This window comes from Halomonas sp. 3A7M (assembly GCF_014897875.1).
GTDB lineage: Bacteria > Pseudomonadota > Gammaproteobacteria > Pseudomonadales > Halomonadaceae > Vreelandella.
Genome location: NZ_JABUZD010000162.1, coordinates 251048 through 270102, shown reverse-complemented (window position 1 = coordinate 270102; position 19055 = coordinate 251048). Strand labels below are relative to the sequence as shown.

General features: G+C 53.8%; 15 protein-coding genes. 9 read left to right on the top strand and 6 right to left on the bottom strand.

Annotated elements, in window-relative coordinates:
- Positions 1-4: 4 nt before the first annotated feature.
- From INT19_RS15140 to INT19_RS15115, 6 genes are all read left to right on the top strand, one after another.
- The gene (locus INT19_RS15140; RefSeq protein ID WP_193061366.1) at positions 5-838 is read left to right on the top strand and encodes an enoyl-CoA hydratase/isomerase family protein; all 834 of its coding nucleotides are present in this window, start codon (positions 5-7) and stop codon (positions 836-838) included.
- Complete coding sequence (locus tag INT19_RS15135) at positions 835-2874, top strand: acetyl-CoA carboxylase biotin carboxylase subunit (RefSeq protein ID WP_193061365.1); 2040 nt, start codon at positions 835-837, stop codon at positions 2872-2874. Before INT19_RS15140 ends, INT19_RS15135 begins: the two co-directional genes overlap by 4 nt.
- Before the next feature lie 10 nt (positions 2875-2884).
- Positions 2885-3790, top strand: coding sequence for a hydroxymethylglutaryl-CoA lyase (locus INT19_RS15130; protein WP_193061364.1), 906 nt, complete (start codon positions 2885-2887; stop codon positions 3788-3790).
- A gap of 66 nt (positions 3791-3856) precedes the next feature.
- The gene (locus INT19_RS15125; RefSeq protein ID WP_193061363.1) at positions 3857-5560 is read left to right on the top strand and encodes an AMP-binding protein; all 1704 of its coding nucleotides are present in this window, start codon (positions 3857-3859) and stop codon (positions 5558-5560) included.
- A 61-nt stretch (positions 5561-5621) separates the two neighbouring features.
- Positions 5622-6446, top strand: coding sequence for a class I SAM-dependent methyltransferase (locus tag INT19_RS15120; protein WP_193061362.1), 825 nt, complete (start codon positions 5622-5624; stop codon positions 6444-6446).
- A gap of 44 nt (positions 6447-6490) precedes the next feature.
- The gene (locus tag INT19_RS15115; protein WP_193061361.1) at positions 6491-7060 is read left to right on the top strand and encodes a hypothetical protein; all 570 of its coding nucleotides are present in this window, start codon (positions 6491-6493) and stop codon (positions 7058-7060) included.
- Here INT19_RS15115 and INT19_RS15110 read toward each other — a convergent pair.
- A complete protein-coding gene (locus tag INT19_RS15110; RefSeq protein ID WP_193061360.1) occupies positions 7057-8955 on the bottom strand; it encodes a monovalent cation:proton antiporter-2 (CPA2) family protein in 1899 nt (632 codons plus the stop codon). The two genes, INT19_RS15115 and INT19_RS15110, sit on opposite strands and share 4 nt — an antisense overlap.
- A gap of 118 nt (positions 8956-9073) precedes the next feature.
- Here INT19_RS15110 and INT19_RS15105 point away from each other — a divergent pair, with 118 nt between their 5' ends.
- From INT19_RS15105 to INT19_RS15095, 3 genes are read left to right on the top strand one after another with little or no spacing between them, the layout of a single operon-like run.
- A complete protein-coding gene (locus INT19_RS15105) occupies positions 9074-9367 on the top strand; it encodes a Trp family transcriptional regulator (RefSeq protein WP_038485152.1) in 294 nt (97 codons plus the stop codon).
- A gap of 2 nt (positions 9368-9369) precedes the next feature.
- Complete coding sequence (locus INT19_RS15100; protein ID WP_089037867.1) at positions 9370-10794, top strand: anthranilate synthase component I family protein; 1425 nt, start codon at positions 9370-9372, stop codon at positions 10792-10794.
- Positions 10791-11450: an anthranilate synthase component II gene (locus tag INT19_RS15095; protein ID WP_193061359.1), complete on the top strand. Its 660-nt coding sequence runs from the start codon at positions 10791-10793 to the stop codon at positions 11448-11450. Before INT19_RS15100 ends, INT19_RS15095 begins: the two co-directional genes overlap by 4 nt.
- A 69-nt stretch (positions 11451-11519) precedes the next feature.
- Here the strand turns inward: INT19_RS15095 and rluF are convergent, their stop codons facing one another.
- The 5 genes from rluF to relA all read right to left on the bottom strand — a co-directional run bounded on the left by rluF (position 11520) and on the right by relA (position 19037).
- Positions 11520-12560: a 23S rRNA pseudouridine(2604) synthase RluF gene (gene rluF, locus INT19_RS15090; RefSeq protein ID WP_193061358.1), complete on the bottom strand. Its 1041-nt coding sequence runs from the start codon at positions 12558-12560 to the stop codon at positions 11520-11522.
- Positions 12561-12628: 68 nt separating this feature from the next.
- The gene (locus INT19_RS15085; protein WP_193061357.1) at positions 12629-13174 is read right to left on the bottom strand and encodes a DUF924 family protein; all 546 of its coding nucleotides are present in this window, start codon (positions 13172-13174) and stop codon (positions 12629-12631) included.
- 65 nt (positions 13175-13239) lie between these two features.
- The gene (gene ppc, locus INT19_RS15080; protein ID WP_089037863.1) at positions 13240-15888 is read right to left on the bottom strand and encodes a phosphoenolpyruvate carboxylase; all 2649 of its coding nucleotides are present in this window, start codon (positions 15886-15888) and stop codon (positions 13240-13242) included.
- A gap of 33 nt (positions 15889-15921) precedes the next feature.
- Positions 15922-16761, bottom strand: a complete 840-nt coding sequence (gene mazG / locus INT19_RS15075; protein WP_193061356.1) for a nucleoside triphosphate pyrophosphohydrolase — start codon at positions 16759-16761, stop codon at positions 15922-15924.
- Entirely contained in the window at positions 16761-19037 is a 2277-nt protein-coding gene (relA, locus tag INT19_RS15070; RefSeq protein ID WP_089040838.1) for a GTP diphosphokinase, read from the bottom strand. Before relA ends, mazG begins: the two co-directional genes overlap by 1 nt.
- Between the last annotated feature and the right edge of the window lie 18 nt (positions 19038-19055).

Here is a 19055-nt window from a genome sequence, read left to right as displayed (position 1 = left end):
CACTATGGCTTACTCAACGCTACTGATCGAAGAAGGCGTGGCGCGCCTGACGTTAAACCGCCCAGAGGTGCATAACGCCTTTGACGACAGCCTGATCGCTGAACTAAACGCCCATCTAGACGAATTGCACGCGCTGGCCAACGCCGGTGACGTTCGGGTGGTGGTGCTTGGCTCTGAAGGTAAAAGTTTTTCTGCGGGCGCTGATCTCAACTGGATGAAGCGTATGGTCGATTACGGCCTGGAAGACAATCTAGCGGACTCACGCAAACTGTCAGCGCTGATGTTCGGGTTAGATACCCTGCCTTGCCCTACCGTTTGCCGAGTTCAGGGAGCGGCCTTTGGTGGCGCGGTGGGTCTAGCCGCCTGTTGCGATCTGGTCGTCGCTTCAGATAAAGCTAAGTTCTGCCTGTCGGAAGTCAAAATTGGCCTATCGCCCGCGGTGATTAGTCCCTATGTTCAGCGCGCGCTTGGCGAACGCCAAATGCGCCGTTACGCACTCACTGCTGAAGTGATGGATGCGCCAACGGCGATGGCGCTCGGCTTGGTTCACCAAGTGGTGGAGCAGGATGCTTTGGATAGCGCCATAGACGCTATGCTTGACACCCTGCTGGGCGGCTCCCCCCAAGCCCAACGGGCAACCAAAGCCCTGCTAGCAAGCGTGGCTCAGGCCCCCGGCAGTGACGCCACCCGAGAACACACCTGCCAGGTGATCTCCAAACTGCGGGTGAGCCAAGAGGGCCAAGAGGGTTTAGCGAGTTTTTTTGAAAAGCGCCGCCCTGCCTGGACGCAACCGTCTGGCCTTCAAGAACCCAACACTGCTGCGGAGCCACGCTCATGACGCTTGACCTTACTAAATTCGACACGTTGCTAGTGGCCAACCGCGGTGAAATTGCCTGCCGCGTAATGCGCACCGCCCGCCGCATGGGGCTGAAAACGGTTGCCGTTTATTCAGATGCCGATGCCACGGCTCGCCATGTACGCGAGGCTGATGAAGCCGTTCGCTTAGGCCCTGCCGCCGCCCGCGAAAGCTACCTTAATGTTGATGCGGTTATCGATGCCGCCAAACGCACCGGTACTGGTGCCATTCACCCCGGCTACGGCTTTCTTTCGGAAAACAGTGGGTTTGTTAAAGCCCTTGAGCAAGCGGGCATCATCTTTGTTGGTCCCCCTGCGTCGGCGATTGCCGCAATGGGCGATAAATCTGCCGCGAAAGCGCGTATGGCCAATGCGGGCGTACCGCTGGTGCCTGGGTATCATGGTGACGATCAGGATGATGCACTGCTGCGCAGCGAAGCCGACAAAATCGGTTATCCAGTGATGTTGAAAGCCAGCGCCGGTGGTGGTGGTAAAGGCATGCGCGTAGTTGAAAGCGGCGAAGGATTTAAAGCAGCGCTTGATGGCTGCCGACGTGAATCCAAAGCCGCTTTCGGCGACGACCGTATGCTGATTGAGAAATACCTGGTGCAGCCTCGTCACGTCGAAGTACAGGTATTCTGCGACCGCTACGGCAATGGCGTGTACCTATTCGAACGAGATTGCAGCGTTCAGCGCCGTCATCAGAAAGTCATAGAAGAAGCGCCCGCTCCTGGCATGACGCCCGAACTGCGCAGTGCGATGGGCGACGCTGCCGTTCGCGCGGCAAAAGAAATTGGCTATGTGGGCGCAGGTACTGTGGAGTTCCTGCTCGACGCCGACGGTTCGTTCTACTTTATGGAGATGAACACGCGCCTGCAGGTTGAGCATCCCGTTACTGAAATGATTACCGGCCAGGATTTGGTCGAATGGCAGCTGCGCGTTGCGATGGGCGAACCGCTCCCCTGCACACAAGACGAGCTCACCATCACCGGCCATAGCTTTGAAGCGCGCCTGTATGCCGAAGACCCGGAGCAAGACTTCCTACCGGCCACCGGTTTGTTGACTCGCTTCGCCTTGGACCTAGAAGGTGCCGACTTAGATAGCGATCAGGTGCGTTTAGACAGCGGCGTAGAAAGTGGCGATGTGGTTTCCATGCACTACGACCCTATGCTGGCCAAACTGATTGTTCACGGCGCTGACCGTGATGCAGCACTAGCCACTCTCAACCGCGCGTTGGCGGCGTTGGATGTCCAGGGCGTGGTGACGAACCGCGCCTTCCTGCAACGTTTGGCAAATCACCCAGGCTTTAAAAACGTCGAGCTCGACACGCGTTTTATCGAGCGCAACGAAGCCACCCTGTTTGCTCCGCGCAGCTACTCTACCGAGGCGTATGCAAGCGCCGCGCTGATCGGCCTGAACCAACTGGCCCAAGAGTGCGAGAGTGACTCCCCGTGGGATCGCCACGACGGTTTCCGCTTGAATGCTCCACATACCATTCGCATTGCGCTGTGTGACCCGGCAAGTGCCCAGGCAGCCGACAGCGACGAAGCGGTGGTGATTGTTGAAGGTAAGCGCGAAAGCGGCGAATCGCTGTGGAATCTGACCATCGGTGATCAAACGTTGACCGCTAGCCTACAATCGCTGACAGGTGATGCGGTAGCCGTCACGCTAAACGGCCACCGCCGCCGTCTACAGGCACGCCGCGATGGCCATATCGTGGTGATGGCTGAACCTAGTGGCGAAACACGCCTCTTCTGGCGACGCATTGATGCCATTGACCACGGTCACCATGAAGCCGAATCAACGCTGACTGCCCCCATGAATGGCACCGTTGTCGCGCTGCTGGTAGAGCCTGGCGCGGCGGTCGAGAAAGGCATGCCGTTGATGGTCATGGAAGCGATGAAGATGGAGCACACCATGACCGCGCCTGCCGACGGTAGCGTGGAGACGTTCCACTTCCAGTCGGGCGATACCGTGAGTCAAGGTGACGTGCTACTCGACTTTGCCCCCAACGAATAGGAGCTAACCGATGGCACTGCCGACCTCTATTAAACTGTTTGAAATGGCCCCCCGCGATGGCCTTCAAAACGAACCGGGCACCCTGGTGCCCACCGCCACTAAAATCGAACTGATCGAACGGCTGGCGAACGCTGGCCTCAGCCATATTGAGGCCGCCAGCTTTGTCTCGCCAAAATGGGTACCACAAATGGGCGATGCGAGCGAAGTAATGCGCGGTATTGCCCGCAAACCCGGCGTGGTTTATTCGGCGTTAACGCCTAACCTGAAAGGCTTGGAAGGCGCACTGGCAGCCGGCGTTGAGGAAGTCGCGGTATTTGGCGCCGCTTCTGAGGCGTTTTCCCAGAAAAACATCAACTGCTCGATTGCTGAGTCGCTGACGCGCTTTGAGCCCGTGCTTGCGCGAGCCAACGAAGCAGGTGTGCGGGTGCGTGGCTATGTGTCCTGCGTGCTGGGCTGCCCCTATGAAGGGGCTATTTCTCCGCAAAAAGTTGCCGAGGTCGCCAGCGCACTTTATGAGATGGGCTGCTATGAAATCTCTCTGGGTGACACCATCGGTGTCGGCACGCCGCTAGCCGCTAAGCGGATGATTGAGGCTGCCCGTCAGCAGGTGCCCATCGAGCATTTAGCGGCCCACTTCCATGATACCTATGGCATGGCGCTAGCTAACTTATATGCCGTAATGGAAGAAGGCGTGAGCGTGATTGACGCAGCGACCGCAGGGCTTGGTGGCTGCCCTTATGCCAAAGGTGCATCCGGCAATGTGGCCACGGAAGACGTACTTTACCTGCTAGAGGGGCTGGGCATTAACACGGGCATCGACCTCCAGGCAGTGATTGATACGGGCGTCTGGATCACTCAGCAGCTTGGTCGCAAGCCCAGTTCTAAAGTCGCGTTGGCCAAAAGCACGGTTAGCTAATAATAACTATAGAAGCCAACTGCTTTCTTCCCGTTGAGACAAAAAAAACAGTTCGGAGAGACATCCATGGCATCACCTGCACACACCCTACCTAGCTACACCAGCAGCACCGCAGATAAGCCGCTGCTGGGCATGACCATTGGCGATAAATTTGATCAGATCGCCGCACAGTATCCCGACAACGACGCGCTAATCGCCCTTCATCAGAACATTCACTGGAGCTACCGCCAGCTTCAGGAAGAAGTTAACCGCTGCGCCCGAGCGTTGCTGGCCATTGGGGTTAAAAAAGGCGACCGAGTTGCCATCTGGGCACCAAACTGCTGCGAATGGACCCTAACCCAATTTGCCACCGCCAAGATTGGCGCGATTTTAGTCAACATTAACCCCTCTTATCGTACTCATGAGCTGGACTACGCGCTGAATCAATCCGGTGCGCGCTTTTTAGTCACTGCCGATCAATTCAAAAGCTCTGATTACACCGCCATGCTGTTTGAGCTCGCGCCTGAACTAAATAGCAGCACAGAAGGTCAGCTAAAATCACAAAAGCTGCCTGATCTTGAGTGCATCATTAATCTGAGCACTGACAAGCATAGTGGTATGTGGCGCTGGGAAGACTTCATTAACGAAGCCAGCAAGGTCAGCCAGACGGATGTTGATGACCTGCAGGCCACGCTACAGTTTGATGACCCGATCAATATTCAGTACACCTCGGGCACAACGGGCTTTCCGAAAGGCGCGACGCTCTCTCACCATAACATCCTCAACAACGGCTTCTTTGTTGCCGAAAGCATGGGCTTTACCAGCGAAGACCGCTTGGTCATCCCCGTACCGCTCTACCACTGCTTCGGCATGGTGATGGGTAACCTGGGCTGCATGACCCATGGCGCGGCGATGATTTATCCGGATGAAGGGTTCGACCCCGGTAAAGTGCTAAAAGCGGTACACGAGCAAAAAGCCACCGCGCTTTACGGCGTACCCACTATGTTCATCGCCGAACTAGAGCACCCCGACTTTGCCACTACTGATTTTTCCACGCTGCGCACCGGCATTATGGCGGGGTCTATTTGTCCTGCAGAAATCATGAAGCAGGTCATCGAAAAGATGAACATGAAAGGCGTACAGATCGCCTATGGCATGACAGAAACCAGCCCAGTTTCCACCCAAACCGGCGCTAACGACACCATTGATAAGCGCGTTTCTACCGTCGGCCGCACCCAACCCCACCTAGAAAGCAAGATCGTCGATCCTGGCAACGGCGGCATTCTGCCCCGTGGTGAAATTGGTGAACTATGCACCCGTGGCTACAGTGTGATGCTCAAGTACTGGAACAATGACAAAGCCACGGCTGAAGCCATTGACGAAGCCGGCTGGATGCACACAGGCGACCTTGCCACGATGGACGAGGAAGGCTACATCCAGATCGTTGGCCGCATTAAAGACATGGTGATTCGCGGCGGTGAGAATGTATACCCTAAAGAGATCGAAGAGTTTTTATACGCCCACCCTGCGATTTCAGAAGTACAGGTCACCGGTGTTCCGGATAAGAAGTATGGCGAAGAATTAATTGCTTGGGTGAAGCTCAACAGCAGCGCAGGAGAAGTCACTGGAGAAGACCTGCGCGAGTACTGCAAAGGCAAAATCACTCACTTTAAGATTCCCCGCTACTTTAAATTTGTTGATGAGTTCCCGATGACGGTAACCGGTAAAATTCAGAAATTTAAAATGCGCGAAATTTCTATCCAAGAGCTTGGGCTTGAGGATCAAAAATAACCCTTTAATCAACGCCGGCCCGTGGTCGGCGTTGATTTTTGTATGACATTGAGACACCAACATGTCCACTCAACAGCGGCTAGCCGAGCACTACCACCAAGGGTTACGCGATGACGCTATCCTTAACCAAATTCGCACCCACTACCCTGATGGCCCAACGCTTCACCAACTTGCCCCGCTAGACCAGCTACATATCGGTGGTATTGCCGCCTCTAAAAAGCTGCTTAACCTACTTGATCCTTCACAACATACAAAGGTGCTTGATATAGGCTCAGGCTTAGGCGGGTTAATGCGCCAAGGGGCAGCGCTAGGTTTTCAACTTACCGGTTTAGATATCACCCACCGCTTTAACGTACTTAATCAGGCACTGACTAACTTATCGGCTTCTCCGGCAAATTCGTCACTTAGCTGGGTTACCGGAGATGCCTGTGAATTACCCTTTCCAGAGAGCACGTTTGATGCTGTGCTATTTCAGCACAGCCTGATGAACATGCCCGACCCCGCCCGCGTTATTGCCGAAAGCCGACGTGTGCTCCGCCCAGGCGGCAAGCTTGTCATGCATGAAGTCGTTAGTGGTAAAAACTTTGCCGAATTGTGCTACCCGGTTCCCTGGGCAGCATCGCCAGAGCATTCACACTTACTTTCGATGACAGAACTGACGGACTTGCTGGCAGCAAATGGCTTTCAGCTTCAGCACAGTGAAAATTGGAGCAGCACTGCGCTTGAGTGGCGTCAGCGGCAGCGCCAAAAAGAGCAAACTAACACCGTCGCTGTGCTCTCACCCCAATGGGTATTTGGCGAGCGCTTTTTGCAAATGGGTAAAAATCTGCTAGAAAACTTATCAAATAACGCAATTAATGTGGTAGAAATCAGCGCCCGTTGCTAGGCTGATTAAGATAACTTCCTTAGCCAGGGACACGAGGAACGCCAATGAAACGCTTGGCAAGCACCCTGTTGTGTAGTTTTGCTGGCTCCATGCTGCCATTGATGGGCTGTTTAGCCAGCGGCGGAGATACCGACCTCGCCTATGCGTCTCCCAACAGCGAGTTTATGGCTCTGCGCAACGGTGTCGTTTTAGAAGGCAGTGACTTAAGCAGCCTCGATAGCTACACAACAGGTTTCCGCTTTTCGGCAGGTTTTAGCCCATGGCAATTACCACAGCTGGATATTGGTGCTGAAATTGCCTATCGCGAAAGTGAAGAAGTTCCCATCACCTCCAGTGCTGACCCCCTCATCATGGATACTCTCAGCTTAGGCGGAGCGATCGTCGCAGGTGTGCGAATGGGCGCCTTCAGCGTTTACGCTAAGTCTGGCCTCACCGAGTGGCGTGGCGAAACCGATCAGCCACTGGCCGACGACGGCGGCACCGCCTTCCTGCAAGGCTTTGGCGCCACCATGACCATTAATCGTTTGGTAAGCCGCGTAGAGTACGAACGCATCGATGCCCCGACCCTCAGCCACCTCAATATGTTGAGCGCTTCCCTGCACTTACCGTTTTAGCGGTTTTCTGCGGATGCCTGCTCAGGCGGCGTCCATACGGGTTCTTCAGCTTGATTTGGCTCATCCCAGCCGTGCCGCATTGACTTACTCAGCGCTTCTTCCAGTTTCATAAACAGTTCGCCGTAACGCGGGCTAAAGCTAATACCCTCCTCAATCTCTTTCCAGGCTTCAAACAGCTCATCTTCATGGGCACTTTCGTGTTGCTCAAACGAGTCGATCATCTGCTTAGCACGCATAGGGTGTACGCCCATAGCCGTTAACGTATGGCCGCCAAGCTCTAGCGCAGAGTGATAAACCTCTCTGGTTACATCGTCAGCCCCTGCTTCGCGAAGCTGATATCCATGGCCACGGTCAAAGGCACGCGCCAATACCCAAACGTTGGGATGGTAATGTTTGACGTGCTTCACCATATCAACAGCGCGATCGCGATCATCAATCGCTACCACCATCACTCGCGCATGCGCAATACCCGCGGTTTCTAGAAGATCTGAACGACTGGCATCGCCAAAGTAGCTTTTAATCCGAATATGGCGGAGGAGTTCAATTTGCTCAATTTCGAGGTCCAAAGCCACGATGGGAATGTTATTGGCGCGCAACAAACGACATACAATCTGTCCAAAACGACCGACACCGGCGATGATCACTGGCGCTTGCTCTTCGATCTTATCGGCATCGCGCGTAGCGTTTTTAGCTGTTTGGTAGCGCGGCAGTACTAAGCGGTCGTAGGCAATAAACAACAGCGGAGTCGCAAACATGGAAAACGCGACAACCAGCGAAAGTAATTGCGACACATCAACAGGAATAACGTTGCTCTGCACGCTGTAAGTTAACAGCACAAAGCCAAATTCCCCTGCCTGCGCAAGGCTTAACGTAAACAACCAGCCATTGCTATTACGAACCCGGAACAACATGGCTAACCCGAACAGGATAGTGCCCTTTACGACAATAACGCCAAGCACTAATAGCAATACGGTTGGCCACTGCGACGCGAATACCTGAAAGTCGATGCCAGCCCCAACCGTGATAAAAAACAGTCCGAGCAAAAGCCCTTTAAACGGTTCGATATTGGCCTCGATTTCGTGCTTGAATTCGCTATTAGCGAGTACGATACCGGCTAGAAACGCGCCAAGCGCTGGAGATAAATTGACAACCCCCATCAGCGCTGCAATGCCAATAACCAGCATTAAAGCGGCAGCTGTAAACACCTCTCTCAAGCCAGAAGAAACCACGTAGCGAAACAGCATCGGTCCAAGGTAATGCCCACTAATAATGACGATCCCGATAGCCCCAACCACCACCAGCCCGTGGAGCCATCCAGGCATATCCTCGACAAGGCTAAGGCTGCTATGTTCAGCGTAACTACCACCTTCTCCCATTAGTTCGGGCAGCGCCAATAGTGGGATCAACGCCAACATCAGGATCACCGCGATGTCTTGAAATAGCAGCACCGAAAACGCGCTGCGTCCGCCTTCAGTTTTCGTGAGTCCTTTTTCGTTTAGGGTTTGCAGCACAATAGCCGTTGAGGAAAGCGCGAAAATCAAACCGACAGCCAAGGATGTTTGCCAGGCAAGTCCCAGCCACCAAGCAACAGCGGTACCTGCAGCGGCTGTTATCAGCACCTGTAAACCACCCATCCCTATCAAGCTTACCCGCATGGCCCACAGCCCTTTTGGGTCGAGCTCCATACCGACTAAAAACAGCATCATCACCACACCAAACTCGGCGAAGTGCTGAATCGTCGTAGTTTCCTGACCGACTAATCCCAGCATTGGGCCTATCACCACCCCAGCGACCAAATAACCGAGCACCGAACCAAGTCCAAACCGCTTGGCAAGGGGAACAGCGATTACCGCTGCAATGAGATAGATAAACGCTTGAATAAAATAGTCGGTCATCGGGCTTCCTCAAATTAACACGAAGGGCTTGACTTCATTACGCAATAGGATACCGTACTAGTACGCTAGTACAGCAACTTATTTCCTTACTTTTGTGGCAATACGGTGAACTCACTTTATGTCATTTGATGATGACCATCAGGCTGATTTAGTACGCTATTTACTTGCCATTGATTCGCCAGAAGCAATGGACGAGGCACTAGCCAGCCTGTTAACGCCCGCAGAGTACCAAGAAATCTGCAAACGCCTACAGATTTTTAAGCTTTTGCGTGAAGGAGTCCCCCATCGCAAAATCGCTGAAATCCTGGGCGTCGGTATTGCCACGGTATCCCGCGGTTCGCGCGCTTTAACCACGCTACCTTCTTCAACGTTACCTTCATCACTACCGTCACCCACTTCACGGACCGATTAATCATGACGACGATTACGCCTGCTTCATCAGGCCCACAGCCTTTTACGCTGTCGCGCAAGCCTCACTACGTCACCCTGGCAGCGGACTGTGACTTTTTTGCTCTGTTTCAAAAAATTGAACGCCAATTTGATACCTGTTACATGCTGGAATCACTCGGCGAAGATAGCCATATGGCGCGCCACTCGATTATTGGCTTTGACCCTGAGTACACGCTTTACGCCAATGGCAGCACGTTAACTATTGAAGATCGTGACGGTAATTCAAACCACTATCCAAGCGATAACCCTTATGAGCTGCTGCGCAGCTTGATTCCGCAAAATATTATTTCTCGTAAGTATGCGGGTGGGCTAAGTGGTTATCTTGGTTATGACGCCATGCAATACTTTGAGCCTTCGTTATCGTTGAAAGCTAGCGACGATTTCGACACGTTTCGATTTGGCCTTTATAAAGATGGTTTGATCCTCGACAAAATGACCGGGGAAGTCACCTATTTTTATTACGACAACAGTCGCTACGCGTTTCTGCAAACCTTGATCGACGCTGATGATATCTCCCCAGGCGAGCTGCATATTACTGCGCTGGGCGACACCATGAGCCGCGAAGAGCACGCCGAAGCGGTGGCCAAGGTGAAGCAGGACATCATCGACGGTAAGGTTTTCCAGTGCGAAGTCGGCTTTAAAAAACGCTTTAGCATTAAAGGCGATACGCTAGCGCTCTACGATCAGCTACGCACCATTAACCCATCGCCACAGATGTACTACGTGAAATTTGGCGAGCAGAAGCTGATTGGCGCAAGCCCCGAGCTTTTGTTCAGGCTCCGCCAGGGCGAGATGGAGACCTTCCCACTGGCAGGCACCACTACTCGTGGCAAAACCCCGCAAGAAGACACGCAGCTAGCTCGTGCGCTACTCAACGATCCCAAAGAGATTGCCGAGCACAATATGATTGTGGACCTACACCGCAACGATATTGGCCGAGTGGCGCAATTTGGCACGGTGAAAGTACGTAGCCTTATGGACATCAAACGCTTTAGCCACGTACAGCATATCTCCAGTGAAATTGTTGGCATTATTGCCGAAGGCGAAGACATGTTTACATCGCTTGCCAGCAACTTCCCTGCGGGTACGCTGACGGGCGCGCCAAAAATCGAAGCGATGAAAATTATCGATGACTTGGAAACTGACGGTCGCGGCCCTTACGGCGGCGCGGTTGGCCAGTTCTCATTTAACGGCGACTGCACCTTTGCGATTCCCATTCGCACCGTCTTTGTAAACGGTGAAAGTGCTTACGTGCAAACTTGTGGCGGCAACGTGTTTGATAGTAACGCCGAAGATGAGTACGAGGAAATACGCCGCAAATTTGCAGGCACCCGCAAAGCCCTTGCTCCTTTTATGAGCGCGGATATGGACATGGAGAGCCAAGCATGAAGGTGCTAATTATCGATAACTACGACTCCTTCACCTATAACCTGTATCAGTTTATTGGTGAGATTTTAACCACCGAGAAGAATCGCGGCGAACTGCCTCATTTCGAGATTATTGTTAAGCGCAACAATCAAATCGACTTTAAAGCGATAGAAGCCATGGCGCCTGATCGGATTATTATCTCGCCGGGCCCAGGCTCGCCGGATGATCCGCGTTACTTTGGCGTCTGTGCCGACGTTATCGAGAAACTCGGCAAAACCACGCCACTGTTGGGCGTGTGCCTGGGCATGCAGGGCATTGTTCACGTTTTTGGCGGCAAAGTGGTAAAAGCGCCTCTACCGATGCACGGCAAAATCAGTCCGATCAACCACAACAATCGCTCGGTATTTAATGGCGTGCCTGACCAGCTTGAGGTGATGCGCTATCACTCATTGATTGCCGACGCGTTCACCCTGCCTGACTGCCTGGAAGTAACCGCAACAGTGGGCGCGCTAGGTGCTGACAAGTTTGAGCAACGCAGCCACTGGCAAGCAGTAGGTGAGTTTGAATTGATGGGCGTAAAGCACCGTGATTACCCCATTCACGGCATTCAGTTTCACCCCGAATCGTTTGCCACAGAAGGTGGCAAAGAGCTCATTGCTAACTTCTTATTTGCCTGACCCATCAGGCTTAGCGTTGAGATAACTTAGCCACTAACGGCGGGCACTCAGAGCTGCCCGCCCTACTCTCTAACGCTTCCCTTTCGGGCGACCAACACGGCCTTTCCCCACCGGCTTGGCCCCTGCCTTGCTGTTTTTTCCTGCGCCAGCGGTTTTGCCCCTGGGCTGCGGTTTACCCGAAGCACTGGCTTTTGGGCCAGTTCTCACTTTACCGCTGGCGGTTCTTTTACCCTTGGGCGGCGGTTTATTGCCAACCGTTTTAGCACCCGGCTTAGCCGGTTTCTGGCGACCCTGTTTCTGCCGCTCCTTGGTGGCTGTTTTTTTCGGTTTGTTAGCGCCTGACCCCGAATTGTAATTCGGCCTTGCTGTCTGGCGCTTTTCAGGCACTGCCTCAGAGCTTTCTGTCAGCGCAACAATCGTATCAATCTCTTTAGGGGTTAGATCCCGCCAATCGCCCAGAGCCAACCCTTGCAGGGAAACATTCATTATCCGTGTGCGAACAAGCTGGGTGACCTCGTAGCCAAAGTACTCGCACATACGGCGAATCTGGCGGTTCAACCCTTGCACCAGCGTAATAGTGAACACAAACGTCGACGCTTTGGTCACTTTACACTTTTTAGTCACCTGCCCAAGGATCGGCACACCCTTTTGCATGCCGGCAACAAATTCATCGGTAATCGGCTTATTGACCGTCACCACATACTCTTTTTCATGATTATTATTAGCGCGCAGGATTTTATTAACCAAGTCGCCATTATTGGTTAGAAAGATCAGCCCCTGTGAGTCTTTATCCAGCCGCCCGATGGGAAAGATGCGCGTGCCGTGCTTCACGAATTCAACAATATTGTCTTTTTCGCTGGACTCGGTAGTACTGACAATCCCCACCGGCTTATTTAGCGCAATCAGCACTAAATCCTCTTCTTCCTGAGGCTCAATCTCTTGACCGTTGACCTTAACCCGATCACCCGGCACCACTTGGTCGCCTGTTGTTGCCCGACGCCCATTAATCCAAACGTTGCCTTGTTCAACATAGCGGTCAGCCTCTCGGCGAGAACACAAACCGCTTTCGCTGATGTATTTATTGATGCGGGTAGATTTTCGTAACGACATAAAACGCCATAGGCAAAAGTGTGGTGAAGTGATTAAGTAAAATTCAAACGCTAACGTCAAAAGCCTAACTAGAAGCCGGACCCAGGTTGTTTAAGAAACTCTATTTCGGCTGGCGTAGATACCCGGCCCAACACGTCGTTGCGGTGGGGATAACGACCAAAGCGGTCAATGATCGCTTTGTGACGAATCTCGAAATCCAGGTTGTTCTCTAACCCAGGCTGATCAAACAGCTGCATTGCCACCTCATGAATAGCGGCAGACTCACTGTGCATATAAGGCATGTATAAAAAACTACGCTCGACGGGAGCCAGTTCGTTATCCACCGCTAAAGCAACCGCTTCCTGTGCAAGCGCTAAGGCTAACGCGTCACTGGCGAAGGCTTGCGGGTGGTCACGGTAGATATTTCGCGAAAACTGGTCCAACACAATAATTTCGGCCAGCCTACCCTGGGCGGTACTGCGCCACTCATAACACTCACAGGCCGCCGCTTTGGTCAGCAGTGAGCTGAACCGCTGGGTAATCTGCTGATCCATCGATGTGTCTTTTTTAAACCACTGCACTGGCGTCAATTCATTGAACCAAAACGACAGTACTGACTGAGCATCCTGTATCATCGCGCCCCCCAATTCCTAGTAAGGTGATGACGGCGCCGCCACACGCAGTGGCGGCGCACGCTTTGTTAGCCTGTATTGCGTAACCCTGCTGCAATACCTGCCATGGTCACCATGAGCGCGCGAGAGAGATCTGCACTAATGGCGCCGTCGGCGTCCCGATTACGCTGCAGAAGCTCCGCTTGCAAGCCATGAAGCGGGTCGATGTAAGGGTTGCGCACATCAATTGCTTGGCGAATAAGCGGGGTGTTTTCAAGCAGCTTCTCTTGCTGAAGGATATCCAGCACGACGTTTTCAAGCCGTTCAAAACGCTCACGTAGCTTCTTGCCCAGCGCTTTCAGCGAAGGCTCATCGACTAGACGATGCTCATAGTAAGCTGCAATCGCTACGTCCGCTTTGGCCAGCAGCATCTCTAACATATCGAGATAAGTGCCAAAGAACGGCCACTGGCTGCGCATTTCTTGCAACACTTCCCGGCCACCTGGCTGTTCTAGGCGTCGCGAGAACGCCTCACCACTGCCCAACCAAGCGGGTAGCATCAAGCGAATCTGCGTCCAGGCAAAAATCCACGGAATCGCTCGTAAGGTTTCCACGCCACCATCCTGGCGACGCTTGGTTGGCCGCGAACCGAGCGGCAGCCTACCCAGCGCCCCTTCCGGCGTGACCGCACGGAAATACGGAACAAAATCGGGGTCTTCACGCACTACGCCAACATAGGCGGCATGGGCCACTTTCGCCAACTGGTCCATCTCTTCACGCCACTGAGGCTCCGGTGCGGGCGGTGGCAATAGCGTCGCTTCCATGACCGCACAAGCGTAAATTTCCATAGAGCGCAGCGCGATATCTGGCTGACCAAACTTAAAGCGAATCATCTCACCTTGTTCGGTCACCCGTAGGCTGCCATTCACCGAGCCCGGCGGCTGGGAGAGAATCGCCGCATGCGCAGGGCCGCCACCACGACCAACAGTGCCACCCCGGCCATGGAAAAGCGTCAAATCTACCCCATGTTTGTCACATACATCGACTAACGACTCTTGGGCACGGTACTGTGCCCAGGCAGCAGCAAGCTGTCCGGCGTCTTTAGCCGAGTCTGAATAGCCAATCATGACTTCTTGACGGTCTTTCGCCAGAGCGCGGTAACCCGGTAGCGCCAGCAATTGGTCGATGACATCGCCCGCATGGTCAAGGTCGTTGAGGGTTTCAAACAGCGGTGCGATAGGCAGCGTGACTTGGCCACCCACCTCTTTCATCAATAGCGCAACGGTTAATACGTCCGAAGGCTCGGCAGCCATTGAGATAATATAAGTACCCAACGCTTCGGCATGCTCTTGAGCAATCACTTTGAAGGTATCGAGCACTTCGCGGGATTCTGCCGAGCACTCCCAACGGCGTGGAATTAGCGGCCGACTTGATTCAAGCTCTGCGAGCAGGAACTCTTGACGCTGTGCTTCGTTCCAATCCTGGTAGTGTCCCAAGCCCAGTGCACTGGTGAGTTCTTCCATTACCTGGGCATGGCGGCTGGCCTCCTGGCGCAAGTCAAGTTTGGTCAGCGTGACGCCGAACACTGCCACGCGGCGCAAGGTATCAAGCAGCGCACCGTTTGCGATGGTGTCCAGCCCGACATCACACAGTGAGCGGTAACATGCCAGCAGCGGCGCGTAGAGCTGATCGCGGGTTTCAATAATTGGCCCGCCGTCATAGTTACGGCCATCTAGCTCTGCTTTTGCCCAGTCGCGTGTGGCTTCCATTTTATGCAGCAGACGCTTGAGCAGCTCGCGGTAAGGCTCAGCAACTTCTCCCACCTCTGCCTTCAGGGCGCTGTTGGCTTTCCACATGGAAAGCTCGGTTTTCAGCTGCTCAAGATCGCGCAAATAGAGATCGGCGGCCATCCATCGGCCCAATAACAGCACCTCTCGCGTCACCCGCGCGGTGACATTGGGATTGCCATCTCGGTCACCGCCCATCCAGGAAGCGTAGCGAATAGGCGCGGCATCTAGCGGCAAACGCTCTCCGGCAGTATCGAGTAATAAATTATCCAAATCGCGATGGAAGTCTGGCACTGCCTGCCATAAGGAGTTTTCGATAACCGCGAAGCCCCATTTGGCTTCATCAACAGGGGTTGGCCGCTCATGACGAATCTCATCGGTATGCCACGCTTGACTGATCAACTCTTCCAAGCGCCCCTGGGCGCGGGTTCCACGCTCTGGGTAGTCTTCAGAGCTTTCAATCGCGGTTAGGCACTCGTCGATAGCATCATATTTCTGAATCAACGTACGGCGAATAACTTCTGTGGGGTGGGCAGTCAGCACTAGCTCAACGCGCATACTGGCCAGGGTTTCTACTAACTTACGGGGCGAATTACCCGCCTGCTGTGCACGGCTTAGCAGTTCACCAAGCACTGGCTGGGTACCAGGCTTGTAGTCTTCCACCCGGCGAAAGCGCGCCCGGTAGTGCTGCTCAGCAATATTGGCAAGGTTCAAAAACTGGTTAAACGCGCGCGTCACTGGCAGCAGGTCGCGTTCGGGCAACTGGCGTAGATACTCAATAAGCTCACGCTGCTGCAATGAATCGCCCTGACGTCCCCGCTTGGCATGGGCACGAATCGTTTCAATTTTATCAACAAATGACTGGCCTAAATCATCGGCGATCGTACGGCCCAGGCTATCACCGAGAATACGTACGTTATCACGTAGCGATTCGTGTAGGTCGTGACTCATTGGCATGGCCTCCTTGCGGGGTCGCATTAGTTGTTAAGGGATAAGCGTTTTTTCTTGTGCTTTAGCGGCTTGCCAGTGTGCTTCCATTTCATCCAGCGAGGCATCGGTTAGCGGACGCGCAGCGGCGGCAAACTCGCGCTCTACGTAGCGAAAGCGGCGCTCAAATTTGGCATTCGTGGTACGCAAGCATTGTTCGGGGTCAGCACCCAGTGTGCGAGCTAAATTAGTCACTGCAAACAACAAATCGCCGACTTCTTCTTGAGCGTGCTGTTGGTTACCCTCGGCAAGGGCTTCTTCAACTTCAGCGAGCTCTTCACGGATTTTGTCCAGTACACCGCTGGCATCCGGCCAGTCGAACCCGACCCTGGCAGCACGCTTCGAGAGTTTAGCGGCACGACTGAGCGCTGGCAGCGTACGTGGAACATCGTCAAGTACAGAGGGCGTGCTTTGCTGCGAACGCTCAGCGCGCTCATCGGCCTTGAGCGCTTCCCAACGTGAATTAACGTGCTGGGTTTGTACGTCCTCGGCACTCACCCCAGGTGGACGTCGTGACGCTAGCGTGCCATCAGGAAATACATGCGGATGACGGCGCAACATCTTTACGGTCAACGTATCGACGATGTCGTGAAAGTCGAAGCGCTGCTCTTCGGCACCAAACTGGGCGTAGTAGATCACTTGGAACAGCAGGTCACCCAACTCGCCGGGCAATTCATCAAAAGCGCGCCGCTCAATAGCGTCAGCGACTTCGTAAGCTTCTTCCAGCGTATGGGGCACGATGCTGTCCCAATCTTGCTTAATATCCCAAGGACACCCCTGTTCCGCATTGCGAAGTACCGACATCAATGTCAGCAGATCCTCTACGCTATAACGCATCAGGCGCCTCCTCTACGGACGTTTTTCTCTGGGTCGGCATTGCGCAGGCGACGTACTTCCGTCACGTTGGGCAATTGCTGGATACGGGAAAACAAGCGGCCTAGCGCTTCAAGACCGTCGACTTCCAGCGTGATGCGCAGTCGCGCGATCCCCTCGTCAGTATCCGTCAGCGTATTAACAGCTAATACATTAACCTTCTCGTTGCCTAGTAGCCCGGTTACGTCGCGTAGTAAGCCGGAGCGATCCCAGGCTTGAATTTCAATCGTGACGGGATAACGGGTGTGGGCACGTTCGCCCCACTCTACTTCGATAATGCGCTGGGGCTCTTCCATGCGCAATTGAAGGATGTTGCTGCAATCCTGGCGATGGACGGTGACGCCGCGACCTTGGGTAATAAAGCCAACAATCGGTTCGCCGGGCACTGGCCGACAGCAATTCGCCATGCTGGTTTTTAAGTTACCGACACCCAGCACGGTGATGTCGCTTTTAGTTGCTTTGCTTGGCTGGCGGCGTGGCTTCGCCAGCAACCGATCTAACTGTTCTTGGTCGTCCGTTTCACCAAACAGCTGCTGGGCTTGATGAAGTACTTGACCGATACGCAGGTCGCCCGCGCCAAGCGCCGCATACATATCGTCGGCGTTTTGGTAGTTAACAGCAGCGGCAAGCTTAGCAAGGTCAAGCCCTTCAACATCCAAACGGCGCATCTCTCGCTCGAACAGCGCCCGTCCTTCGTCTAGGTTCTGGTCTCGTGCTTGGTACTTAAACCATGCCTGAATCTTCGCCCGCGCGCGTGAGGTGCGCACATAGCCCAAACTGGGGTTTAACCAGTCGCGGCTGGGGCCGCCTTTGGTGGCCGTTAAAATCTCGACTTGCTGGCCGGTTTTTAACTTATAGGTAAGCGGTACTATCCGGCCATTAATCTTGGCACCACGGCAGCGGTGACCAATTTCGGTATGCACGCGATAAGCGAAGTCGATGGGTGTGGCAATACGCGGCAGGTCAATGACATGACCATCGGGAGTGAACACATAGATACGGTCTGGCGCAACGTCGCTGGAAAGACCTTCACGCAGGTCGCCAAAGCCACCCACTTCATCCTGCCACTCAAGCACTTGGCGCAACCAGGCAATCTTTTCTTCATAGCTACGGCTTTTGGCGTTGGTATCATGCCCTTTATACCGCCAGTGTGCGCACACGCCTAATTCTGCTTCGTCATGCATAGCAAAGGTGCGAATCTGGATTTCCAGCACCTTATTTTCTGGCCCCATCACCGCGGTATGCAGTGACTGGTAACCGTTTTTCTTCGGGTTGGCGATATAGTCATCAAACTCGTTGGGTACATGGTGCCAACGCGAGTGAACAATTCCGAGTACGGTATAACAATCGGCCACATCAGGCACTAAGATGCGCACTGCGCGCACATCGTGCACCTGGGAAAAATCAATCCGTTTGCGCTTCATTTTGCGCCAGATTGAGTAAATGTGCTTGGCTCGCCCATCGACGTCGTAGTGGTGAATATTCTGGGCTTCCATCAAGCTCTTGATGGTTTCCACCACGTCATGAATATAGCGATCACGATCTAAGCGCTTTTCCGCCAGCAGCTTAGCAATCGCTTTGTACTCATCTTCATGCAGATAGCGAAACGATAGGTCTTCAAGTTCCCACTTGATTTGGCCTATCCCAAGCCGGTGAGCCAGCGGCGCATAAATATCAGCCACTTCACGCGCAACTTGTAAGCACTTTTCACGGGGCGCATCTTTTACTTGGCGCAAAGCGCAGGTGCGTTCAGCAATTTTGATCAGTGCAACGCGCACATCTCCGACCATGTTAACCAGCATTTTGCGCAGATTTTCCTGCTGATTATGCTGGCTCATACCATGGTTGGGCGCTAGTGGGTAGCTAATGGCTGCCATTTGCAAAACGCCATCAATCAGCTTAGCGACTTCTTCGCCAAACCGTTTGGTAACGGCGTCTATACTCAGCAGCCCTTCGCGAACCGCGCGATACAGCACGGCAGCCTCAAGGGTTGCTTGATCAAGCTTGAGTTCGGCCAGAATGTCGGCCATTTCCAGCCCCATTCGAAAACTTGAACCTGGCGAGAGCCACACACGGTGGGTTTGCGGCGCCTCTCGCTCCAACTGTTCAGCAAGCTCGCATGCTTGCAAAAGTCGTTCGGGGTCGCGTAGGCGCACATCCTCTTGAAGGCGCGCTAACCACTGCTGTATGTCCACCTTTCCGCTTTCGGTAAGCGGCTGGTCTTCACGCACTTTCACCATGACAATCATTCATCCTTT

Excerpts from the sequence above, each read along its gene's own strand:
- INT19_RS15140 (WP_193061366.1), top strand. The coding sequence starts at position 5 with ATGGCTTACTCAACGCTACTGATCGAAGAAGGCGTGGCGCGCCTGACG.
- INT19_RS15135 (WP_193061365.1), top strand. The coding sequence starts at position 835 with ATGACGCTTGACCTTACTAAATTCGACACGTTGCTAGTGGCCAACCGC.
- INT19_RS15130 (WP_193061364.1), top strand. The coding sequence starts at position 2,885 with ATGGCACTGCCGACCTCTATTAAACTGTTTGAAATGGCCCCCCGCGAT.
- INT19_RS15125 (WP_193061363.1), top strand. The coding sequence starts at position 3,857 with ATGGCATCACCTGCACACACCCTACCTAGCTACACCAGCAGCACCGCA.
- INT19_RS15120 (WP_193061362.1), top strand. The coding sequence starts at position 5,622 with ATGTCCACTCAACAGCGGCTAGCCGAGCACTACCACCAAGGGTTACGC.
- INT19_RS15115 (WP_193061361.1), top strand. The coding sequence starts at position 6,491 with ATGAAACGCTTGGCAAGCACCCTGTTGTGTAGTTTTGCTGGCTCCATG.
- INT19_RS15110 (WP_193061360.1), bottom strand. The coding sequence starts at position 8,955 with ATGACCGACTATTTTATTCAAGCGTTTATCTATCTCATTGCAGCGGTA.
- INT19_RS15105 (WP_038485152.1), top strand. The coding sequence starts at position 9,074 with ATGTCATTTGATGATGACCATCAGGCTGATTTAGTACGCTATTTACTT.
- INT19_RS15100 (WP_089037867.1), top strand. The coding sequence starts at position 9,370 with ATGACGACGATTACGCCTGCTTCATCAGGCCCACAGCCTTTTACGCTG.
- INT19_RS15095 (WP_193061359.1), top strand. The coding sequence starts at position 10,791 with ATGAAGGTGCTAATTATCGATAACTACGACTCCTTCACCTATAACCTG.
- rluF (WP_193061358.1), bottom strand. The coding sequence starts at position 12,560 with ATGTCGTTACGAAAATCTACCCGCATCAATAAATACATCAGCGAAAGC.
- INT19_RS15085 (WP_193061357.1), bottom strand. The coding sequence starts at position 13,174 with ATGATACAGGATGCTCAGTCAGTACTGTCGTTTTGGTTCAATGAATTG.
- ppc (WP_089037863.1), bottom strand. The coding sequence starts at position 15,888 with ATGAGTCACGACCTACACGAATCGCTACGTGATAACGTACGTATTCTC.
- mazG (WP_193061356.1), bottom strand. The coding sequence starts at position 16,761 with ATGCGTTATAGCGTAGAGGATCTGCTGACATTGATGTCGGTACTTCGC.
- relA (WP_089040838.1), bottom strand. The coding sequence starts at position 19,037 with ATGGTGAAAGTGCGTGAAGACCAGCCGCTTACCGAAAGCGGAAAGGTG.